Origin of the sequence: Aporhodopirellula rubra (genome assembly GCF_014192335.1) — a bacterium.
Taxonomy (GTDB): Bacteria; Planctomycetota; Planctomycetia; order Pirellulales; family Pirellulaceae; genus Rhodopirellula; species Rhodopirellula rubra.
In genome coordinates this window covers 71,654-95,885 of sequence record NZ_JACHXU010000024.1, presented here as the reverse complement: position 1 = coordinate 95,885, position 24,232 = coordinate 71,654, and the positions used below count along the sequence as shown (strand labels likewise).

At 54.7% G+C, this 24,232-nt stretch carries 12 protein-coding genes; all 12 read left to right on the top strand.

Going from position 1 to position 24,232, the window contains the following annotated elements:
* The first annotated feature begins 76 nt into the window (after window positions 1-76).
* The 12 genes from FHS27_RS24935 (at window position 77) to FHS27_RS24880 (ending at window position 24,223) form a co-directional block, all read left to right on the top strand.
* Window positions 77-1,309 (top strand): DUF1559 domain-containing protein, encoded by a 1,233-nt coding sequence (locus FHS27_RS24935; protein WP_184308154.1) that lies wholly within the window; start codon window positions 77-79, stop codon window positions 1,307-1,309.
* Window positions 1,310-1,443: 134 nt separating this feature from the next.
* Entirely contained in the window at window positions 1,444-1,626 is a 183-nt protein-coding gene (locus FHS27_RS24930; RefSeq protein WP_184308152.1) for a hypothetical protein, read from the top strand.
* Between the two features lie 565 nt (window positions 1,627-2,191).
* A complete protein-coding gene (locus FHS27_RS24925; protein WP_246420861.1) occupies window positions 2,192-5,269 on the top strand; it encodes a glycoside hydrolase family 2 protein in 3,078 nt (1,025 codons plus the stop codon).
* A 436-nt stretch (window positions 5,270-5,705) separates the two neighbouring features.
* Window positions 5,706-7,133 carry a sulfatase family protein gene (locus FHS27_RS24920; protein WP_184308150.1) on the top strand — a complete coding sequence of 476 codons (1,428 nt, stop codon included), beginning with the start codon at window positions 5,706-5,708 and terminating at the stop codon, window positions 7,131-7,133.
* Window positions 7,134-7,166: 33 nt separating this feature from the next.
* Entirely contained in the window at window positions 7,167-8,486 is a 1,320-nt protein-coding gene (locus tag FHS27_RS24915) for a sulfatase-like hydrolase/transferase (RefSeq protein WP_184308221.1), read from the top strand.
* 542 nt (window positions 8,487-9,028) lie between these two features.
* Window positions 9,029-10,966, top strand: coding sequence for a hypothetical protein (locus FHS27_RS24910; protein WP_184308148.1), 1,938 nt, complete (start codon window positions 9,029-9,031; stop codon window positions 10,964-10,966).
* Window positions 10,967-10,974: 8 nt separating this feature from the next.
* Window positions 10,975-15,456, top strand: coding sequence for a glycosyl hydrolase (locus FHS27_RS24905; RefSeq protein WP_184308146.1), 4,482 nt, complete (start codon window positions 10,975-10,977; stop codon window positions 15,454-15,456).
* A 1-nt stretch (window position 15,457) separates the two neighbouring features.
* Window positions 15,458-16,924, top strand: coding sequence for a BNR repeat-containing protein (locus FHS27_RS24900; RefSeq protein ID WP_184308144.1), 1,467 nt, complete (start codon window positions 15,458-15,460; stop codon window positions 16,922-16,924).
* Between the two features lie 56 nt (window positions 16,925-16,980).
* On the top strand, window positions 16,981-18,369 hold the full coding sequence (locus FHS27_RS24895; protein WP_184308219.1) for a sulfatase-like hydrolase/transferase: 1,389 nt from the start codon (window positions 16,981-16,983) through the stop codon (window positions 18,367-18,369).
* 210 nt (window positions 18,370-18,579) lie between these two features.
* A complete protein-coding gene (locus FHS27_RS24890; RefSeq protein ID WP_221225368.1) occupies window positions 18,580-19,917 on the top strand; it encodes a hypothetical protein in 1,338 nt (445 codons plus the stop codon).
* The gene (locus FHS27_RS24885) at window positions 19,914-22,760 is read left to right on the top strand and encodes a family 78 glycoside hydrolase catalytic domain (RefSeq protein ID WP_246420859.1); all 2,847 of its coding nucleotides are present in this window, start codon (window positions 19,914-19,916) and stop codon (window positions 22,758-22,760) included. The genes FHS27_RS24890 and FHS27_RS24885 overlap by 4 nt, the downstream gene beginning before the upstream one ends.
* Window positions 22,757-24,223, top strand: coding sequence for a sulfatase (locus tag FHS27_RS24880; RefSeq protein WP_315854686.1), 1,467 nt, complete (start codon window positions 22,757-22,759; stop codon window positions 24,221-24,223). Before FHS27_RS24885 ends, FHS27_RS24880 begins: the two co-directional genes overlap by 4 nt.
* Window positions 24,224-24,232 lie beyond the last annotated feature (9 nt).

Sequence of the window (24,232 nt, the reverse complement as noted above, 5' to 3'; positions counted from 1 at the left end):
CCGACAGGCGGCAACGAGGTTTCACCTCCCATCAATTCCGCATGTTTTTTTCCCCTTCTCTTTTCAGGACATCAAAATGAAACGTCTTCGTCCCGGCTTCACCCTCGTTGAGCTTTTGGTGGTGATCGCCATCATCGGCGTCTTGGTCGGCCTCCTTTTGCCGGCCGTCCAAGCAGCCCGCGAAGCAGCACGCCGTATGAGCTGCAGCAACAACTTCAAACAACTCGGTTTGGCAGTACACAACTATCACTCTGCGTACAACCAGCTTCCCATGCAAGGTGGAGGCACTACGAAAGAAGTAGGGGCCAGCCCATCGGCGTCCGGCCTCGCTCAGGTTGCAGCAGACGTGCCTGCCGCGACCAACGCTTTGGAGCTTAGCTGGCTTGTCGGACTCACTCCTTTTATCGAACAACAAGCGTTGTGGGAGCAGATATCTAACCCCCGGCAGATTCCCGCTGGTATTTTTCAGCCGATGGGCCCAACGCCCCGACGCCGCCTTCAGGATCATAGCAAGTTCCCGTACGACCCGTGGGTAACTGAAGTTCCAGGTTTCCGTTGCCCCAGCGATCCAGGTGTCGGCTTGCCCGCCTTTGCCCGTACGAATTACGCGGCGTGCATGGGTGATTCCGCGATCCAAAGTGGCAGCGGTGGAATTGATGACCGAGGTAATAATTGCTGTGGCGGCAATGGTGCGGTCCGAGCACGTGAATCATGCCGAGGCGCCTTTGTCTATCGGCAAAGAATGAAATTCCGTGATATTCTCGATGGGCTTTCCAATACCATCATGGCTGGTGAGATTGCCACCGATCTAGGCGACCGAGACAAGCGCACCCATCCTGCTAAAAAGGCTTCGGGAACGATGGGTAATACGGGAACGAACAAGTATTGTGATAGCTACATCGATCCCACTCGCCCTCAGTTCTGGGGTAGCGGGCTGGTTGAGACCGACTTCAACGCGAGCATCGGTCCGCTTCCAGAAGTAATGCGAGGCTTTAAGTGGGCGTTCGGTCGTAATGTCTTCTGTGGCATGAACACCACTGCTCCACCAAACGGCTCGCTCTGTTTGGATCGATTTGCCCTCAGCGATGCAGTCGCGCCGCCAAGCAGTCGCCACCAAGGCGGCGTTCATATCATGATGGGTGACGGTGCGGTTAAGTTCATCACCGACTCGATCGAGGCCGGTAACCAAGACAGCGTGCACGTTGGATGGCGAGGTTTCGCTTTACCCCCAGGCTCGGAGAGCCCATTCGGACTTTGGGGAGCCCTCGGCACCCGAGCATCAAGGGAAGTCATCCAGGACGAGTTCTAGTCGTGAACCTGTTTGTGATCACTTTCTAAATGTCGATCCGTCAGTGGTTTCATGCCGCTGACTTTTGGTTGGCCACCTGTCAGTCGGGTGGCCTTCTTTTTCAACTCATTTGACCTACGCTATGGACCCTTGAAATGAAACTATCTTTTTTTACCACCGGCATCCTCTTCGTGCTCTTGGCCACGACGGGCTGCAGTGACTCCAATTCCACTTCCATTCCAATCGACAAAAGTGAGTTGGAAAAATATGTCGAGGAGAACGAAGTCCCCTTGGTGGGAGCCAGCGACTTCGACGAAGTTGATGCAGAGGTTGAGTAATCCGCAACTGTTTCTGAATTGCGAGGACCGCTGATTTTGTGCGTCGCCAGGTTGCTCGATGCAGTGAATGCTAGCCGGCAGTGCAATTTCCTACGCACTGCTGTGAATTCACTGGCAAGTTTAGCTGTCTAACCCGCGTTTTTCCCGTGCTGTGTTTTCAGCACGGGGATACCCAAAAGTGCGATTATGGCGTGTGGCCGAACTGAAGTGCAAACGCCTCTGTTTCGCGTATCACGGCTTAACTTGCATCTCGTTCACCGTGATGCAGTGGCGCTTGACGCGGCAAATTGATGTAACAGAGCTGGCCAAGTCGATTGCCGCGAGAGTCGTCGCCAGGGGTGTCCATGGCCATCTTGCATTCGTTTGCAAGCTGGGTTTGTCTGGGCCGACTAAAGAACGAGCAAAACATCTTTAGCGAATATAGGGAACGATACCACCGAGCAAAAACTTCTGTAGCGCATAGAGGAATTCGCTTTCCTCGCGAGTTACAAATCCGAGAACAACGCCTACTCGAGAGTATAGGGCGATTGATCGCTGACCCTTGCTACATTTCTTTGAGAGTCATATGTCCGCGTTACTATTTGACCACTATCTACTCCGCAGCGTCTTCTCTGCTATTCGGGATCCGTCGCCAATTTGCGCGCCCGGACGACCAGTCGGTTGCTTGACGCTTTTGCTAATCGTCATCGCAGTATTGGTTTCTGATCCAGTTTGTTTTGCGGACACGACCAAAAACATCAACTCCATGCCGCGGAAGGTGAGCCTCAACGCCGACTGGCGTTTCCTTTGCGATGATGCCGAGGGGGCGAAATCGCCAACGTTTGACGACAGCCAATGGACGACCGTTAGCTGTCCTCACACTTGGAATGACATCGACACGTTCGACGATTTCGGAACCGGCGGACACCAAGGTGAAACCGACCTGTGGCAGGGAACGGCTTGGTATCGCAAAGAGTTTTCGCTGCCCGCCGACGCAACGAACAAGCAAGTCGTCCTTGAATTCGAGGCCGTTCGGCAAATCGCCGATGTCTATCTCAACGGGCATCACCTCGGGACCGACAAGACCGGCTTCATCCCCTTCGGGTTCGACCTGACTCCACACCTCAATAAGACCGGCACAAACGTTTTAGCGGTCAAAGCAAACAACGCAGTCGAACCGGAACTCTACTCCGGTACCACGCCGTGGCATCATCAGAATTGGCATCCGCCTCACGGCGGCATCTATCGCAACGTCTATCTTCACGTACTCGATCCAGTCCACGTGACATTGCCACTGTATGGAAAATTGGGGACTGAGGGCGTTTACGCTTGGACCGAATCGCTCAGCAAAGATCGAGCGGTTGTTGGCCTCACCGCAGAAGTGGAAAACTCACAGCAGATGGACACCGATGCGACTGTGACGTTTTCGCTGCGTGGACACGATGGTGAAATTGTTGCTTGCACTGAGAAAATGACCAAAATCGCAGCGGGCGAGAGAACCAAGGTCGAATCATCGCTGAACGTCACCGACCCGCACTTGTGGGAACCCGACTACCCGTATGTCTACACGGTGGAAGTCGCGGTGAGTGTTGATGGAACCCAACGTGACACAAGCACCAGCCCGTTCGGTATTCGCAACTTTCGTTTTGACAGGGACACGGGCTTTTGGATCAACGGCCATCCTCTCAAGCTGCATGGATGGGGCCAGAAGCCGATTGCGGGGTGGGCCGGATTGGGAGCCGGCATTCCGAACTGGATGCACGACTACACTCTGAAGTTAATGGAAGAGGCCGGTGGCAATCTGATCCGCTGGGGGCACTGCGCGGGGCCGGCCGTCGGGGTTGAAAGCAGCGACAAATATGGCTTTGTGACCATCATGCCGGGTGTCGACGGCGAGAAAGATTGTCACGGCGAAGCCTGGCAGATTCGCACCGCGGCGTTCCGCGACATGATCATCTACTATCGCAATCATCCCGCGATCTGTGTCTGGGAAGGCGGCAACTATAGCGTTAGCCCAAGCCATGCCGCCGAGATGAAAGCGATCACGCAAAAATGGGATCCTCGCGGACAACGCTATTTTGGCTTCCGTATGTCGACGCCCGAGATCGTTGAAAGCATTGACTTGGAATTGGGAACGGTGGGACGAACACGTGCGTTCCCATCATTGCCCGTCGTGGAAACCGAGTATGACCGGACCGAGACACCTCGCCGTGTTTGGGACAAATACTCTCCACCGGATTTTGGCAGCCTCGGCAAGCTCGCTGAATTGAATACCTACAACCTCACATCGGAAGGTTTTGCAACCAACGCGATCGAAGAGTGGTGGACTTTGTTTGGAAGCAAGCCTGATCACTCGGGAGGTGCGAACTGGATCTTCTCGGACGGGACACACGGAACGCGGCAACGAACCGATTGCGCCCGGGCGACCGGTGAAGTCGACGCAGTGCGACTCCCCAAAGAAGCGTACTGGGCACTGCAGGCAACGTGGGACAATGATGACCGCGTTCACTTGATCGGACATTGGAACTATCCGCAGGGGACCGTGAAACCGATATACGCGGTCTCGAAGGCAGACAGAGCGGAGTTGTTTGTCAACGGAAAATGCCTCGGTGAGGGACAACGCAGTTTTGGGACGCTTTTCACTTGGCCAGACGTCGTTTTCGACCCCGGGGCGATCAAAGTCGTCGCGTACCGAGATGAAATTGAGATCGCAAGGCAAGTAAAGCAAACAGCAGGAAAGCCTGTAGCCATTCGACTAACGCCAACGACGGCACCCGGCGGATGGCGGGCGGACGGATCTGACATCGCGTTGATCGATTTCGAAGTCGTCGACGCGCAAGGCTGTCGTTGCCCAACCGACCAAGCCCGCGTTGACTTTGATGTATCTGGCCCCAGTGTTTGGCGTGGTGGTTACAACAGTGGCAAGGAAGACAGCACCAACCACTTCTACCTCGATACCGAGTGCGGAATCAATCGCGTCAGCATCCGCTCCAAACCCCAACCGGGTGAAGTTGTCATCACGGCGCACCGAAAGGGTCTCGCATCAGCTACTCTGCGACTTCAATCAAAGCCTGTCGAAATCCACCGCGGCATTATGAATTCGCTGCCGCCTGTTTTCGACACCTCACTGCCACAGCGTCCTGAAATTGACGCGGCCAAACTTGCAGAGCTCACCGTGTTGATAAACGCCCCTCGAGTTACGCTCGCTGAAAACGCCGCAGACGATCGACTCTTTTCAATGTTCGCCTACACGGGCAATGGTGTGGGCGGAACAGAGACGCCGTACCAACACGAGATGCTACCGTATTCCGACGAAGCAAGAATCTACATCAAGGAAGTGCCCGAATTCTTGAAAGACAGTCGCGTCATTCGTACCGCCAAAAACGACAGTGCCTATTGGGCCGCTGACTACATCGTCGCAACCGCCGGGCGAGATATCGATCTGTTCGTGGCACATGACGTGAAAGTCCCACAACCGAACTGGCTGAAGGATTTCGATAAAACCGGTGACCAAGTTCATCTCAATCGAGGACGACTGCAGATCTACCGGACGCGTCTTGCGAAGAATGAAGAACTTCGAATTCCCGGAAACGCGGACCAAGGAAAGGGACGCACCTCCCATCTGAACATGATCCTTTTCTGCAAACCAGTCGCAAACGATTAACACCCCATCTGCGAGAAGGATTTGCGGGGTAATCGGTCCGACTCCGCGGAGCGATCAGCCAATTTCGTCCAGCAATGCGAAGTCTTGATGAGCGGTATTCAGCCGAGGTAAACACACGATCACAACGCGGTGGAGTCGCTCGACAAGGAGTGGCACACTTGTGCGGGAAGGAAGCAACCAACTCGCAAACATCTTGAAAAATGCAACTGTAGGCTCACCGTTCAACGCAGCAACTCTACTCCCCGTCCGCCGCTTTTGATTCACGAAATGACGCTATCCCGACCTGGACTCAGGTCCAAACACTCCAAATGCTCGCATTCTCACGCGATTCGTCGCAATTTCTTTCATTGAACACGGGAAATAGAAGTGCGGCTTCCCATGTGCGAGCGACCGGTTCGTTTTCCATCAAGCCTCTACCCCACATTTGAACGAACACATGATCGGAATCACAAACCGACTCTTCCTGAGCCTTTTAGCAATCGTCGGTGTCTTGTCTGCAATCTGCACAAGGCCAGCGTACTCCGCCGAACAGCGATTGCCTGACATTGTCATCTATCTGGCGGACGATCTCTCGGCGAGAGATTTACCGCTTTATGGTGGCACAAACATAAAGACACCAGCGATCGATCAATTGGCCGCGGAAGGCATGACCTTCGATCAGGCCTTTGTCGCTAGCCCGTCCTGTGCGGTCAGTCGAGCGGCGTTATTGACCGGACTGATGCCAGCTCGAAACGGAGCCGAAGAAAATCATAGCTACCCGCGTGACGATGTCATGCGGCTTCCCAAAGTGTTGCATGACCTCGGTTACCAAACCGCCGCGTTTGGCAAAGTTGCTCATTTGCGTAGTGCCCCCGATTACCACTTTGATGTCTATGACCTGAAACAGAACATTCCGGACCTGCAGATAACCGTTAGAAGCTTTCTCGAGAAACGAACCGACGAACGCCCGCTAGCTCTTTTTGTCGGGGTATCGGATCCGCATGTGCCTTGGCCCAGCGAATCGACTGTCGATCCGGAGTCGATGACAATACCGCCACAATTGCTGGACACGCCACGCACGCGTGTCCAACGTTCGCGTTATCTGCAAGAAGTCAAAAATCTCGACGCGTACTTGGGGGAACTACGTTCGCTATGCGACCGCCATCTATCCGCCGACAGAGTGTTTGTCTTCTCTAGTGACCACGGTGCTCAATTTCCGTTTGGGAAATGGTGCCTTTACGATGAAGGCATTCGTGTGCCTCTAATCGTCTCACACAAAGGCAAAATCGAAGCAGGCACGCGAACCAACGCGATGGTGAGCTGGATTGATATCCTTCCGACGCTGATCGAAATCGGCGGCGGAAACCTACCGGAACAATTGGATGGGCGATCTTTCTTGCCGGTTCTCCTGGGAAATTCACAACAACATCGCGAGCGGATTTTCGCGACGCACAGCGGTGATCTTTTGATGAACGTTTACCTGAGTCGCAGCGTCCGCACGCATCGACACAAGTTGATATGGAATCCGCATCCAGAATTTGCGTTCACGTCCTACATCGATCTTCTGCTCCGCGCGACCTCGGGAGACTATTTCAAGGAGTGGATGGAAGCGGCGAAGACGAACGCTGAAGCAAATGCAATTGTGTCGAGGTACTACGCGAGGCCTGAATACGAGTTGTTCGATCTTCAGCAGGATCCCGACGAACTAACCAATCTCGCGGGAACAGCGAAACTCGCAAACGTCGAGTCCGAACTGCGATCCGAATTGAACGCCTGGATTAACTCGCAGGGTGATGCGTTGACCGTGTTCCACGAACCTCTGATGCTGGACGCCCCCGAGACTTGGGTTCCTCGAAAGAAGCCCAAAAGAGCGTCTCGTAATTAGAAATTGAATTCCAACCTGCCTTTCAAACTCTGGATGATGATGAACCGACTCTTTACAGCCTGCTTTCTAGCTTTCCTGACGACGCTCACAGCCACATCGCTCCATGCCGAACGTCCCAACGTTGTGTTCATCCTCAGCGACGATCAAGGATGGGACGATTATGGATTGATGGGGCACCCTCATATTCAAACACCAGCCCTTGACGAGTTGGCGAAACGTGGACTGGTCTATGAGCGGGGGTACGTCACCGCTCCGCTGTGTCGACCGTCTCTCGCTAGCCTCGTGACGGGGATGTACCCACACCAAATCGGCATCCGAGGAAACGATCCTGTGTTGCCTGCGGGGACCAACCGCAAAGAGGTAAAGTACCGCGAGATTTCAACCGAGTTCCGAGTCCGCATGACCGCGCCGATGTTGAAGTTTCCATCATTCGTGAAGGAACTGCAGAAGAACGGTTACGCGACGCTGCAGACCGGCAAATGGTGGGAAGGCAATCCGCTGGACCACGGGTTTACCGATGCGATGACCCATGGCGATCATTCGCGTGGCGGACGGCACGGTGACGTTGGTTTGAAGATCGGCCGCGAGACGATGCAGCCGATCTATGATTTCGTCAATAAAGCCGAAGCAAAAGAACAACCGTTCTTCATCTGGTACGGGGTCTTCCTTCCACACGCACCACACAACGCGCCGGACCGGCTCTTCAATAAGTACAAAGACATCGCCCCCGACGAGCCGACGGCGCGATACTGGGCCAACGTGGAATGGCTTGATGAAGGTTGCGGGCAAATCGTGGATTACTTGAAGCAGAAGAACATGTATGAGAACACGATCTTCGTTTTTACATGTGATAACGGCTGGGTTCAGAATCCCGAACGCAAGAACGTCAGCATCCGCTCCAAACGGGAGCCTGTCGAAGCGGGTATCCGGACACCGATTTTCATCACGCATGAAGCAGCCATCAAACCTGCTCGCAACAAAACGACTTTGGCTAGCAACATCGATATCGCAACGACGATCTTGCACGCTTGTGATATCCAGCCACCTGCGGAGATGACCGGGCTCGACTTGCGTGATCCCGAGTCATTGCAGGAACGCAACCGCGTGTTTGTGGACGTGTATGAGCACGACAGCGATTTGGATCATCTCGAAGACTTGGACAATGGCTTGGTTGCTCGCGTTGTCATTGACGGATGGAACAAACTCATTGCGTGTCCCACGGGAAACGAACTTTACGATCTAAAATCCGACCCCGATGACCGAGTAGATGTATCGGAAAAACATCCCGAGCAGATATCGTCGATGGTGAGTCTTTTGAAAAAATGGGTCGCTCAGCCCTCTGCCAATCCATGAGAATTGTTCACATGTGCGTCGAAATCATCAACGTTACCAGTTCGCAGCCTCAAAGATCGTGATCAAAGGTTGTCGCAGAACGCCTCGGAAGGCGAGACGACTTGATGACCATGAGTGAGTTCCTGCCGTCTGAGTTGATCGATTAAAATCACAGCCCGCTCGAAGGCGAGTCTACGGCGGTTGATGGGAACCGAATGCCTGTCCCTCTGGCAGGCAATTCGTCAGTTGCAAACCTGGGCCCGTTCTAGTGCCTCAGCTCGCCCCCTTTAAAGCGTTCTTCATTAGCTCAGACGCTCGTACCTGCCCAATCCGCCCTGGCTTGATTGAATTCCGCGCTCGACTGGTAAAAACCGCCCCTTTTTCCGGATTGCGCGCAACTATTCCCCATTCAAACGGGGTTATTAGTGCAATCCCGCGCAATCAACTTGACGCATTCGTTCTACAGACGGGTGGTCCATCCTCAGCGGACACTCAGATCGCGTTGGGACAACGGTCTAGAACACGGTTAGGCCCGACTGATTGCTTACTTCGAGAGACACAACATGGACCGTAGAGACTTCAATAAGCTGGTCGCCGGTATTGGCATCGGGGCAACGATTTCTACCAATCTCCCATCCTTCGGGGCCGAGCTTGTTGCGGGCGATACGGCTGGGACGGAGTTTGATCGGCTTACCAAGAATCTGCTGACGGACTGGTGTGACGGCATGATTCGGCACCAGGTTAACGAGCCGGGGAATCCTGGATTGCACGGCGCGCTCCTTTGCCCGGCATGCAGCCATATTCACGGACGCTGTAGCGATGCGTTGTATCCGTTCATGCACCTGGCGCACGCGACCGGTCAACGGAAATACCTTGACGCGGCGATCAACGTTTACGAGTGGGCTGAAAACAACGTTAGTCAACCTGATGGGAGTTGGACCAACGACATCAATCCGAAAGCATGGCGGGGCACGACCATCTTCGGTGCGATCGCACTCGCCGAAGCACTGCACTACCACGGGGAAGTGTTGGACGAACAGCGGCGAACTGCCTGGACCAAACGTCTGGACGAAGCCGTGGGCGGTTATCTCTCTCGTGACTTTAAGAAGATTGATTTCACCAATCTCAACTATGGGATGACCGGCGTTTATGGTTTTCACCTGTTTGGCGAATTGCTGAACAATCCGAAGTACACGCAGCGAAGTGAACAATTCGCGAAACGAGTCAAAGAGTTCTTCACGCGGCCGAACTCGCTGTTGTGGGGTGAAGGCAAACCGAATAGCAACCGCAGCGGTCGCGGGCTGCTGCCGGTGGACCTTGGTTACAACGTCGAAGAATCACTTAACGGTGTCGTTCTCTACGCTCTCGCAATCAACGACCAAGAGATGCTGGACCTTGCCGTCAAGACTCTCAACGGTCACTTGGAATTCATGTTGCCCGATGGTGCGTGGGATAACAGTTGGGGCACCCGCTCGCAGAAATGGAGCTACTGGGGCAGCCGCACGTCCGACGGTTGCCAGCCCGCGTTCAGCCTGATGGCGGGCTACAACCCAGCATTCGGCACTGCTGCGATCAAGAACGCGGAGTTGTTGCAGCGATGCACCGCCGATGGGCTTTTGCACGGCGGCCCGCATTACGTTTCCCACGGCATGAAACCCTGCATGCACCACACGTTCGCTCACGCGAAAGTGATGGCACTCGTGCAAGACAAAATGCACGCGATGCCCAAAGTCGACAGCACGACGCCTCTACCGCGTCAAACGGCGGACGGAGTCAAGCACTTTCCTGAATTGGACGTGTGGTTGGCGGCTCGCGGTCCATGGCGAGCGACGATTTCGGCATACGATTCGATTTACAAGACAAAGAAATCCGGCCTGTTGCAACAACCCACCGGCGGTTCGCTCGCGGTGCTCTACCACGACAAAGTGGGCTTGCTACTCGCGTCAAGCATGGCACGCTACGAAATGGTCGAGCCGTTGAACATGCAGCCACAACCGGGGGAAGACTTCCCGCTGACGACTCGCCTCGAAAGTCGCAGGGACGACGGTTGGTACACGAATCTGTATGACTTGACGGCCGATCTAACCACCAACGACGACGGGCAGCAAATCGACATTCAGGTCAAGACGTCGCTGCAAAACGAGTCACGCGACAAGCTCGCCGGCGACGCTTCGGCGTGCGAACTTCAATATCAATTCAACGCCACGCACGCACTGATCTCAGCTTCTGTTTCTCCTCTGGCAGTAAAGGAGTACACCGCGGCGTTGGTGCTTCCGATCATTTCGCCGTCGGGTGAAGAAGTTCGGCAAGTCTCCGAGACACGAATCGAAATCGTCAAGCCGCAAGGTACCGTTGTCGTCGAATCGGATGCTCCGATGACGATCAAGGCAACCGAGAAGGGCCGATTTTTCAACATGGTCCCCGGCGCCGAAGCGGTTCCGATCGTTGTTCAATTATCTCCAACCAACGCGATCGTTCAGTGCCAAGTTTCCGTTATCTGACATCCACCGTGAGTTGGAACGCTCAATGCGTTTTACTCCGGTGCACTCGAAAAGGCGTGCTGTCGTTGCTGTTCTTTCAAGATCGCGACATCCTACCCGTGGTGTCTCGCTCGCTTCTCGCTTTGGTGCTCGCCTCTGCGTTGGCGGTATCGGGTTCTGCTGAACCACAAATTCCATTGACATTGGAACAGGGCTTCGAATCGCCACCAAAGCATTCCCGTCCTGAGACTTGGTTTCATTTGATTGGCGGTAACGTCGATCGAGAAGCCGTAACGAAAGACCTGGAAGCCGTCGCGTCAGCCAGGATCGGCGGGATTCAATTGTTTCATGGTCGCGGGCGTCCTTGGCCGGGCGTTCAGCCGCAAGTTCAAACGCTCAGCGAAACCTGGGATTCGCTGCTCAGTCACGCCGCCGATGAAGCCGAGCGATTGGGATTGAAATTCACGATGCAGAATTGTCCCGGTTGGGCGATGTCCGGCGGCCCGTGGATTTCTCCTGACAAGGCAATGCGGCATTTGATCTACAGTCGTGTGAACGTGACCGGTGGCCAACCGATGACGATCAAACTCGCAAGACCGGAACCGAGCCGGGAAGAATGGCGTGACTACCGAGACATTGCCGTAGTCGCCTTCCCAACCGTTGCGGATGACTCAGGACTGCCATTAGTTCCGAATCGAATTACGAGCAATCTGCCCGATGCCGATTGGAAGGGACTCTTCGACGGAACCGACGTCAAGATCCAAGTGCCCGCCGTTTCGAGTGCTTCACGTGGTTCATCGAGCACATGGGTCGAGTTCGAGTTTGACCAATCGGTCACCCTGCGGTCGATTCAATTGCCACCGATCGAACTGTTAATGAAGCGGGTATCATTCGTCCCGGACTCCTCCATCAACATCGCGGCGTTCGAAGAGGACCGATGGAATGATTTGGTCACGCACGTTGTGCCTCGTGGGAACTGGCAGGATCGACAACCGGAGGTCCACTTCGTGTTGGCGATCCCCGATGCGAAATCGAATCGTTATCGCATGACGTTTCACAATGGTCAGCCGATGGAGATTTCCCATTTGAAACTTTCGTCAACCGCAAAGCTTCATGACTGGCAAGCACAGGCTGGCTACGCCCTGCGAAGTCTTGAACGAACGCGTCCACCCGAACAGACATCGTCGGCTTGGCTTCGTCTCGAAGATGTCATTGATCTCACCGAGAAAGTTGACCAAACGGGTGAGCTAGCGTGGGACGCTCCCGACGGAGATTGGACGGTCGTTCGATTCGGGCACGTTAACACGGGAGTAACGAACAAGCCGGCGCCGCCGGAAGCGACCGGGTTTGAATGTGACAAGCTCTCGGCAGCCGGTGCCGAACAGCACTTTGCCGGGTATATCGGCCGGGTATCCAAGCCGGGCGGCCCGGCCGACAACGGCCGGTTGCAGGGAATGTTGATCGATAGTTGGGAGTGTTACACCCAAACTTGGACACCCGCGATGGAATCCGAGTTCGAAGGACGGCGTGGTTATGCGTTGCGAAAGTGGTTGCCTGCACTGGCAGGTTGGGTGGTGCAGGATCATCGGACCAGCGAACGATTCTTGCGAGATTGGCGGGCAACGATCAGTGACCTCATTGTCGACAACTACTACGGTCGACTCGCAGAACTCGGCAAAGAACGAGGACTCGAATTGTCGTTCGAAACCGCCGTTGGCGACGTGTCGCCTGGTGACATCCTGCAGTATTTCAAGTCCGCCGATATCCCGATGTGTGAGGTCTGGAAACCCAACGATCCGCATGAGGGTGGATTGGAAACGAAGCCGATCGCACCGACCACCTCGGCCGCACACATCTACGGCAAGCGTCGCGTCGCGGCAGAGACATTTACCTCAGCACCGATGAATTGGAGAGAGCATCCGTTTTCTCTGAAACACTTCGCCGACCGCAGCTTCGCGCTGGGGATCACACATATCGTTTTCCACACCTACACGCATAATCCGCTAGACCGAAAACCCGGAACATCTTTCGGTAGCACCATCGGGACACCGTTTCTGCGTGGCCAAACGTGGTGGCATCATATGCCATGCTTTTCCGACTACCTCGCCCGTTGCGGTCACTTACTCGAACAGGGTCGACCGGTTGCCGACGTGCTGTGGTACCTCGGCGATGACCTCGATCACAAACCACGTCAAGATTCACCGTTTCCGTCAGGGTATCACTTCGATTATCTGAACGCCGATGTGCTATTGAATCGACTGACGTTCGAGGACGATCACTTTGTTATTCCCGAGGGCACGCGTTGGAAGGTGTTGTGGTTGGCGCCGGAGCAATGCCGACGACTGACACCCACAACGTTAAAGCGTATCAAAACGCTGGTACAGGGCGGCGGCATCGTCATTGGGCAGGCGCCCGTAATAAACGCTTCGCTGAGTGGCGGCACTCACGCCGATTTGGCATTCGAAAACCTTGTTAACGAGCTCTGGGGCAAAGATCGCGGCGATCGAGGTGATCGCAAAATCGGCAAAGGCAGACTGCTATGGGGCGATTCCCTGCAGGACACGCTTGAAGCATTAGGCATCCCGCCGGACGTCAGCGGAACGTTGCCGGAGCGATGGTGCCATCGTCGAACCGACGACACCGATACTTATTTCGTAACGGCCGGCCGAACGAAACCTCTCGATGCGACGTTGCTGTTTCGAGCGGAGGGGCGTCCTGAGCTCTGGAACCCCATCGATGGATCCCACACGCCAGCGATGGTGTTTGACTCGACTGACGCGGGAGTCGCGATACCCATTCGCTTGCCAGCCGCCGGTTCGACTTTCGTCGTTTTTCGCCGCGACCAGAAAGCGGATATGCCGTCGATCTCCGCACTTACTCAAATCTCTCATGACGAGTCGAACTTGCTCGATGCGACTGATTTGTATCGCGTTGACACCGCCGCAGGTTTTCCCGCATTTGGGATCGAGCGTTATGGGGTCACTCAGCCGTGGATTGATCCTTCGCCGCAAACCGTCGAACCTGATCGTAACGGCGAGAACCTGATCGCTTACATCGACGGCCTCTATAAATTCACCCACACCGACGGACAGACGAGTTCGGTCACGGTTAGTGGCACACGTTCGATTCCGCTGCAGGAAGGCTGGAGTCTCCGTTTTCCAGACGGTTGGGAGACACCGGATTCGATCCCCCTGGATCGAATCCAGCCTTGGTCGGAAAATGACGAGCGAGCAGTCCGTCACTTTTCTGGAACCGCGACCTACACGACGTCGTTTACACTCGACGAAATACAGCCGAACGATCACATCCAAATCGATCTGGGCCGCGTCGGCAACATCGCTGTGGTAACGGTTAACGGAGTCGAGGCCGGTACGGTTTGGTCGGCTCCCTATCGTCTGGACATTACCGATCAAATTCGGACGGGTGAAAACTTGCTTTCGATCCAGGTCACGAACACGTGGCACAACCGATTGGTTTTCGATTCGCTATTACCGGTCCAGCAACGAAAGACTTGGACGATCGGTCATCCGAGCAAGGACTCGCCGATCGAGTTTTCTGGACTTAGCCGCGATGTGTGTTTGAAAGTCGGCAAGCGAATCAAGATTCCGGCTATCCGAGATGCAAAGCCGGATGATTCAGCACAACGCGGCGTCGGAAAAACCGGGCCCGCTCTACAGGAGGCAGCGGAAGCTCCGCAAATTTTGACGAATTTCGCTGCGGACTCGGTTGCGGATTCGATCCGTCCTCCCGCCGGTCGACTCGCGATAGTTGCCGATGGCAACTCGCCCGACCCGGACGATATCGGGGCCACCGCTGTGATTTTCGGTTTGCTTCACGCGTCAGGCCTAAGCGATCGGCTCGTACATTTCTCTCATTCGTGTGATCTGAAGCCAACCGCTCGCATCTCCGCGAAAGATGAACTGCGACGGCAAAAGGTCCTGCATCAGATCTGCAAAGACGGTGTAGATCAGTTTGGTCCGTTTCCAAACCTTACTGACACGTTTAATTGCCGGACTGATCAGCAAGCGGCTGTGGATGACTTGCGAGACGCGATCAATGAATCCACTTCGAACGACCCGCTGTGGATCATCGAAGCTGGAGAGCCGGACATCATTGGTTTCGCGCTTAAGGAAGCGGGTCCCGCGCGTCGTCAACACGTTCATGTCGTTTCGCATCACCCCGCGAACGATAACGCGGGTGACTTTTTCTCGTGGCAGCAGATCCTCGATTTCGGCGTCACCGAACATCAAATCGGGGATCAAAACATCGGTTTGAAAACAGCAATCGACAAATGGGATTGGGTGAATGAGCATGACAACGCAAATCTGCAGTGGATCTGGCAACGACTCGCCTACGCCGAGCAGGACGGTGTCGTCCATTTCCAGACGAACCACTTCGATTGCTCTGATGCGGGGATGGTCTATTGGTGGATCACAGGTGCGGATCGAGGTGGCCAGAAACACACGACGCCAATCGGCATCAAAACGATGCTTTTGCGAGGAGGAAAATAGGATGATGGTCCATCGGATTTTCGTTCACGCGTTTGTCTTCCTGTCCTTGCAGGGCGTGTTTTTTGCGTCCGCGCCGGCCAACGACTTCACATCGATCAAAAACTCGATAGTGGATCCGCAGGCGTTGACGTTTGCCGATGGGCCTGCCGCTCGTTTTGGCGGTACCGTCAACGGTCGCTCCCATCAACAACAACCGATCGTCTCTCATCGAGGCTATCAATACGTCGCTTACATCGACGCGAAGCGGCAAGTGTGTTTGGCACGGCGCAAGTTGCCTGGTTCGGATTGGTCCGTGATTCGTTTTGAGGATCATCGTTTCGAGTCTAACGATTCCCACAACACAGCCGTTATCGAGATATGTGAAAAGGATGGAACCATTCATTTGGCGTTTGATCATCACGCGTCTCCGCTGAATTACCGTGTGTCCAAACAGGCTGTGGCTAACCAGCCGGGATCGTTTGAGTGGGATGCGAATCTGTTTGGTCCGATTCAAAGTGCGTTGGAATCGATCGCGGCATCTGACAAAGTCACCTACCCACGCTTTTTCTCATCGCCCGATGGTGACCTGATGCTGTACTACCGCGCCGTGACCTCCGGCAACGGTGACGGCATGATCGAGCGTTACGACGGCGACGCGCATGAGTGGGTGCCGGGAATGGGCAAGTTCATCGCACGGGATGTCGGCATCTATGAACGCAACGGACAGACCAGCCTCTATCGGTGCCCGTACATGAACTCATTGTCGTTTTCAAACCAACGACTTCATGCCACTTGGGTTTGGCGAGACCGCTTTGAGCGAACCGATCCGCGAAACCAACATGACCTGTGCTACGCCTACAGCGACGATATCGGCAAGACGTGGCACAACTCGAATGGAAAACTCATCGGTGTGACGGGCACGAACCCCATCCATCTCGACTCGCCCGGGCTGGTCGTCTTTCCCATCGCACCGGAAAGCCGTGTGGCGAACCAAAACACGCACTATGCATTCGATGACGGCAGCGTCCATGTGGTCGTGAGGCAACAACAAGCGGGCCAGTTCGAGCATCGGTATCACCACTATTGGCGTGGCGTCAATGGACATTGGCACGTGGAAGTCTTGCCGTTTTCGGGACAGCGTCCAAAGCTAGTCGGCGACAAAGGCGGCGTGTTAGTTCTGGTGTACACGGACGAAGTCAACGACGGCTACCAACTATTCCTTGCTCGCGGAATCCCGAATGCGTCACACAGCAAGTGGCAGTGGGAACGACTTGCGGTTCCCGATCAAACAACGTTCGGGGAGCCCTTGGTGGACATTGCACGATGGGAAAGCGAGAGGATTCTGTCCGTCTACGTGCAAGCCGCTCCCACCAAAATCATTCGCACCACCGAGACCGGTCCTATCGACGGAGTCCCCTCACCGCTACACGTCATCGACTTCCATCTCAAACCAATCATCCGCACCAAAACGCCGGAGAGTTCTCTGTGACATTCCCCCGAAATCGTCCGCGTTCCCTGCACGTGTTTCGCGGCGTCATCTTCGGCGTGCTCGCTCTCACTGCGATATTGTTCTCGAACGCTGCGGAACCGACACGGCCTGAAGCCCCGAACATCATCTTCGTTCTGGCTGACGACATGGGGTTCAATCAAATCGGTGCGTATGGCAACACGCCGATCAAGACGCCTCATTTGGATCGTCTTGCGGCCAATGGGATCCGCTTCACGAACGCGTACGCGGGCAACACCGTTTGTTCGCCTTCGCGTGTTTCGCTGTTCACGGGACGCGACGGACGTCTCATGCAGAACAATTCGAACAAAGTCCAATTGGCCGACATCGACGTCACGATGGCTCACGTTCTGAAGCATGCCGGGTACGACACCGCCTTGTTCGGCAAGTACTCCATCGGGTCGCAAATGGGCGTCACCGATCCACTGGCGATGGGATTTGATACGTGGTTTGGCATGTATTCGATTCTCGAAGGTCACCGGCAGTACCCGACGATCCTGTGGCGTGACGGACTTAAACGACGCATCACCGAAAACGAGGGTGGTAAGACGGGGGCATACGCCCAAGAGATGTTTGCCCAAGAAGCGATCGACTACATCAATCAGGATCACGAGAATCCGTTCTTCGTGATGCTCGCGTTTTCATCCCCACATGCAGAGCTTGCCGCACCGGAAGAATTCGTCAAACCATACGAATCGCAGTTTGACGAAACTCCGTACACCGGAATGTCCACCGGCGAACCGTCGGACCAGTACGCGTGGTATTACCCCGAACCGGTCGCTCGGCCACGCGCGACTCTCGCGGGAATGGTTACCGCGTTGGACGCCTACGTGGGCAAGATCGTTGACACGTTGAAACAGCGAGGCATCGCTGAAAACACGCTGATCATTTTCACGTCCGACAATGGCCCGCACGATGAAGGCGGTGGCGATCCGGACTTCTTCGATGCCGCAGCACCGTTCAAGGGTATGAAACGGGACCTGTTCGACGGCGGCATTCACGTACCGATGATCGCACACTGGCCGGCACGAATCGAAAAAAGCCGAATCGATGATACGCCGTGGGCCTTTGCCGACGTGCTGCCCACGTTCGCCGACATCGCTGGCGTTTCATTGCATTCGGTTCCACGTGTCAAAACGAATGGAACGTCGATCTATCCGCTGCTCAGTGACGCCCCAAATCCGATCCCCGAACGAACGTTGTACTGGGAATTCGGCAAACAAGTCGGCGATCCCAACTCGGGCGTTGTCGGCGAAGTCTTCCAGGCCGCCCGGCGGGGCAATTGGAAAGCCGTTCGCTACGGGCTGGATCAACCGACCCAAATATTCGATCTGCGATCAGATCCTGGTGAGACAACCGATCTCGCGAAACAGCATCCGGAGATCCATCAGGAGTTCGTCTCATTGTTCGAAGAACATCGGGATTGAGTAGACGTGATCCCTCGACACTGTGACGAAACTGACTCGAATAATCGAACTAAGCCGATCCAAACGATGAGAATCTTATTGAAAACGTACTGTCGATTTCAAGATTTAAAGCCCCAGAACTGGAGTGCGGTGCGTCTCCTACGGTCCTGCGTCGCAGTATGTATTGGATTGACTGTCGTCAACTGTTCTGCAAACCAAGTCTGGGCTCAGGTGACCTACCCGTTTGATTTGCCGTCCGACATCAATGCCACATTGACCGTTGATACGACGCAATCGAGGCCGGTCAACAAAATGTTGTTGGGACTCAACTGCAATTGGCCTGAGAATCTGTATGGAAAGGTTGGGTACAATCACCCCGACGCTCAGAAGTTGATCGTCGCGATGAATCCATCGTCGCTGCGGTTTCCGCACGGGGTATGGTCAAACTTCTACGACTGGGAATCCGATGGCCGGAGGATCACGGATGACTATGTGACGCCCTATGACTCCTCGGTCAAAAATCATCCCGAGTTGAAGTACGGATTCGAGGGTTTTCACAATCTGCACCAGCGTTTGGGATTCGATGTCGTGTTGACGTTCAACGTGAACTACGACAGCCCGACGAAAGCGGTCCGGCGACTGGAAGATCGTCGCAACAAGGGCTTCGACGTTAGATGGGTCGAACTCGGCAACGAGCCATTCTGGAAAACACAGCGTAGTCGTGCGATCGAGGACGTCGAGAAATACATCAAAGTTTCCAAAGCACACTCCGCGGCACTCAAAGCAGCATCGCCCGATCTTTTGGTGTCTATTCCGGTCCACTGGCGAACGGCGGAAACGAACCCTTGGAACATCGCGGTAAAAGATCATCACTACTATGACGCGATCACGTTGCACAAACACATGGGTTTTGAAAACGCCCCTGACGGTGCCGCACAAACTTTGGGTGCTCGCGAGCACATGGTCCAAACTGGCAAGACGTTACGCAAAATCTTTCCTGGAGTGCCGATTTGGGTTACCGAGTGGTCGGTCAGTTGTGGCAACAACACGTTGAGTGTGCTGGCGATGGCGGATGTTTACCTAGGACTCTTCGAGCATCCGGAGTTGTTTGCCGTCGCCAGCTACTTTCAGATCAACGCCAGCCACAAATTGATTGACTACGACCCCAAAACGGGCGTTCACACCCGCACCAGCTATGGAGCAGCCTACGAGATCGTGCGGCGCGTGTTTGAGGGAAGTGAAATTTGTGCAAGCAGCCTGGAATCAACAGCCATGGCCGAAGGATTGGGGGCCGTTAGCGCCGTCTCGGTTGTCAAAGACGGCACTGTAACCCTGTTCGCGATCAATAAGACACCCCGTCGGGTTCCTTTCGACTTTGTCGTCGACGGTGTCGCCGGACCTCGACCCTCGAAACATCAAGCATTCAATTTCGACGCAATCGATGAGTCGAAAACCATCGCATTGAGTGATGACGTTATGCACGACGTCGAACTTGACGGGAGGCAGGCCGTTCTTCCGCCCTTTTCAATCAATTGCATCGAAATTCAATCCAACCGCGAAGCACGATGAATACTCGCCCAATATTTCCTGTGTTCTTGCTACTGTTGAACGCGGTGGTTGCCTACTCACATGGCTCCAACGGGGGCACTCTTGATGACTTGAGGGTGGAACACCTTCACGATCCCATCCAACTCGACACCCCGCGACCTCGATTAAGTTGGAAGCTACTTGCTGAAGACTCGAACGAGCGAGATCTCACGCAGCAGTCTTATCAAGTGCTTGTTGCCAGTCAGCGCGAGTTGCTGTCCCGCGACCAGGGTGATTTGTGGGATAGCGGTATGGTGCAGTCGTCGCAATCGGTGCTGGTTCCGTATGACGGAGAAGTACTTCGCAGCAGGCAGGTTTGTTATTGGAAAGTCCGTGTCGCCGACAATCGCGGCCGGCTGAGCCGATGGTCCGAGGTCGCGACCTGGAGAATGGCACTGCTGCATCCTGCGGACTGGTCGGGCTCTCAGTGGATCGGTCTCAAAGACGATACCCGTGACTCGGATCTGGCGAGTCGTATGAACCTCACCCTGAACGAATCACTTCGTTCTCATCCTTCACCGCTGCTTCGCAAGGAGGTGACGCTGAATAAGAACATTCGTAACGCGATGGCCTATGTTAGCGGCGTGGGGTACGCCGACTTCTATCTTAACGGAAAGAAGGTGGGCGATCATGTCCTAGATCCTGGCCAGACCAACTATGAACAGCACACGTTGTACGTCGTTCATGACGTAACCGACGATCTGAAAACCGGAACGAACGTATTGGGATTCTGGCTCGGCAACGGGGTTTACGGCCAAAACATTGCGTTTGGGAAGAAGTTCGGTTACGGCGAACCGAGTGTCCGAGCGAAACTGTTTATTGAATACACCGATGGAACCACGCAAGAAGTCATCACCGACGAATCCTGGAAAGCCACTGTCAGTCCCATCGTTTTCGACAATGTCTACTGGGGTGAAAGCTACGACGCGCGCCGGAAGATCAAGGGTTGGTCAGAGCCAGGCCTGGACGATTCGGATTGGCAGACTGCGATCGAAGTTGCATCACCCTGTCGAGACGATCAACTTCGACCGCAACTGATTCCGCCAATCAAAGAAGTCGAGCGAATCAAGCCGGTCAAAATGGAACGGGTGGCACCTACGACGTGGCTCGTTGATTTTGGAATGAACATCGCTGGTTGGGTTGAGCTGACGGTGAACCAGAAGGCAGGCGACGTCATAGAGGTTGTGCCGGCGGAGGTGTTGGACAAGGACACGGGCCGAGCCGACCAACGTACCCAGGGCGGTGGGGCAACGGGCAATCAGTATCGCCTGTTCTATGTATGCAACGGTCGCGGTGAAGAAAAGTGGTCACCACGGTTCACCTATTCGGGTTTTCAATATGTCGAGCTCAGTGGACTCGACAGCCCGCCGGACAAAGACAACATCTCGGCGGTATTTGTTCGAAGTGCGATCGAAAAGACCGGAACGTTTCGATGCTCTGAGGAAATACTGAACCAGCAATATGCGGCCAGCCTGTTAAGCCTGGAAGGCAATTGGCATTCTCTGCCCGAGGATTGCCCTCACCGTGAAAAGTGTGGCTGGCTAGGGGATGCACACGCAACGGCAGACCTCAGCCTGTTCAACTATGACATCGCGACGTTCTATCAAAAGTTCATTCGTGACATCGAGGATAGCCTGCGCAGCGATGCGCGACTTGAGAGAGTACGGCCCGGCAGCACGGGCGTCCCCACAATGGTCGCTCCCGGCAAACGTGCCAATCGGATCGCCAACATCGATTGGGGAGTTGCCTACCTGATCCTGCCGTGGCGGCTCTATGTACATACCGGCGACGTCGAAGCATTCAAAACGCATTTTGGTCACATCCAAGACTTCATTGCCTATTTCCGGACTTTCAAAAACCAGCAAGGGGTGATCGAAAACGGTCTGGGTGACTGGTGCCCTCCGCGTTGGGATCGGAGAGCGGCGCCTGAGTACATGGAGTGCCACCCTCATGTTTCTGGTACGGCGTTCTTCTACCAGTCGTTGCAGATCGCAAGCCAAATGGCATCGATCTTGGGCGACTCCGAATACAGTCGGCAATGTATCGTGGAAGCCGAGAAGGTGAGAACGGCATTTGAAAACGTGTATTTGAATCCGATTAAAGGCAGCAAGCTAGAACACTATGGCAGCCAAACCGCCACGGTTATGGCGTTGAAATTGGGGATGGTTTCACCGAACCAGATCAATGACTGCGTCAAAGGCTTGACCTTCGATATTGGGGAGCTGCACGGCGGCCATCATGCCTGTGGTATCCACGGTTTGCGACATCTTTACACGGTCTTGGTCAATCATGGTCAGGACGAACTGGCCTTTCAGATGTTGACCGACACAACCTTCCCCAGTCCGGGATATGTCCTCGATTGTGGTTTGTCGACTTGGCCGGAGCGTCGTTTCGAATGGAAGAAAGAACGCTACCGGAACTCGTTTAACCACCCAATGAACGGAGGGTTCGCCGCATTCATGCACGAATCTCTAGGCGGGATTCGTCCCCAAGTTTCGGCGCCCGGATATAAGCATTTTCGATTGCAACCGTATCTGACGAATCACTTGGAATGGGTGAACGCAAGCGTTGATTCGCCTTATGGACTCGTTCGAAGTGAGTGGAAGAACGAGGCGGACGCCTTTCTTTGGGACATCGAGATCCCTGTGAACACGACCGCCACAATCTGGATTCCATATTCACAGGGGGTGAAGCTCATTGAAAACGGGCATCCGTTCAGCGAAGACGTGGTTCACGTAGAGACACACGGGCGGCAATGGATTCACTGCGAGGTAGGTTCAGGAAATTTTCGCTTTCGAGTACAGCATCACCAGGAGTCCGAGTGAACAGGGCAATCACGACCTTATTGGCGTTCGTATATGCGTTGGGAATCTCGCATGGATTGGCATGTGCGGGACAACCACGAAACGTGCTGATCTTTTTCGTCGACGACCTACGACCAGAGCTGGGGTGCTATGGCGTGGATTCAATTCACAGTCCTTCGATCGATGCGTTAGCGTCCGAAGGAGTGCTTTTTGAACGCGCCTATTGCCAGCAGGCTCTCTGTGCGCCGTCTCGCATTAGCATGATGACGGGGCAGTATCCGGATCACACTGGGATCGTAGATCTGTTTACTCCGCTGCGCAAGGTCAACAAGACTGCGATGACGTTGCCGCTGTATTTTCAACAGCGTGGATACGTGACCGCCTCGTTCGGAAAGGTGTACCACCACTTACGCGATGACAAAACATCTTGGTCGGAGATCCCGGAACCGCCCAGCAAAAAGTACGCTGATCCCAATACGCTTAACGGAATTGCGAAACGCGTTAGAGAGGCCAAGGAGCAACACCTTGGAGTCGAGAAAACGCGTCTCGCGGAGAAGGGACCGCCAACGGAATGCTTTGTCACCGAAGATGAAGGTTATCGCGATGGCGTCGTTGCCAATCAGGCGATCGCTTCCTTGCGAGAGAACAAAGACAAACCGTTTTTCATGTGTGTCGGTTTCGCTAAACCGCACCTGCCGTTCGCGGCCCCCAAGCGCTACTGGGATCTATACAAGCGTGAGCAGTTCACCGTGCCAAGTCGCGAACGTCCTGACGGATCGCCGGGGCTTGCTTTCACGATCTGGGGCGAACTACGTGCTTATCACGGAATCCCGCAGGAAGGTGAACTGTCTGATGAGATGACTCGAGAGCTTATGCACGGATACGCCGCGTCGGTCAGTTTTGCGGACGCACAAGTCGGCAAGGTAATGGCGGAACTCGACCGACTCGGTCTTCGTGATGACACGATCGTCGTTCTGTGGGGCGATCACGGGTACAAGTTGGGTGACTACGGGTTGTGGTGCAAGCACACCAATTTCGAGTTGGACGCACATGTCCCGTTGATCATTTCTGCGCCGACGCACTCACGTGAACAACGCTCCAAAGCCTTGGTGGAAATCGTCGACATTTTCCCCACGGTGGCATCGATGACCGGTGGCGATGTCCCTGAGTCGTGCGACGGCAAAAGCCTGCAACCGTTGCTGCAAAACCCTGACCAGAAGTTCCGATCGTTCGCACTTACGCAATACCCGCGTGGTTCGACGATGGGTTACAGCCTACGAAACGATCGCTATCGATACACCGAATGGATCCAGGCCGGTACGAAACGGGTGATCGCGAGAGAGCTTTATGATCACCAGGACACTGACACGCCTAGCAGGAATCTCGCAGACTCGCCCGAGCAACGCGAACATGTCTTCCGTCTTTCACAACAACTCGACGCGGCCCGACGAATTGAAAACACCAACGTCAACATGAAAAAATAGATCCCCACC

Coding starts and splice junctions, on each gene's coding strand:
- FHS27_RS24935 (WP_184308154.1), top strand. CDS start 77: ATGAAACGTCTTCGTCCCGGCTTCACCCTCGTTGAGCTTTTGGTGGTG.
- FHS27_RS24930 (WP_184308152.1), top strand. CDS start 1,444: ATGAAACTATCTTTTTTTACCACCGGCATCCTCTTCGTGCTCTTGGCC.
- FHS27_RS24925 (WP_246420861.1), top strand. CDS start 2,192: ATGTCCGCGTTACTATTTGACCACTATCTACTCCGCAGCGTCTTCTCT.
- FHS27_RS24920 (WP_184308150.1), top strand. CDS start 5,706: ATGATCGGAATCACAAACCGACTCTTCCTGAGCCTTTTAGCAATCGTC.
- FHS27_RS24915 (WP_184308221.1), top strand. CDS start 7,167: ATGATGATGAACCGACTCTTTACAGCCTGCTTTCTAGCTTTCCTGACG.
- FHS27_RS24910 (WP_184308148.1), top strand. CDS start 9,029: ATGGACCGTAGAGACTTCAATAAGCTGGTCGCCGGTATTGGCATCGGG.
- FHS27_RS24900 (WP_184308144.1), top strand. CDS start 15,458: ATGATGGTCCATCGGATTTTCGTTCACGCGTTTGTCTTCCTGTCCTTG.
- FHS27_RS24885 (WP_246420859.1), top strand. CDS start 19,914: ATGAATACTCGCCCAATATTTCCTGTGTTCTTGCTACTGTTGAACGCG.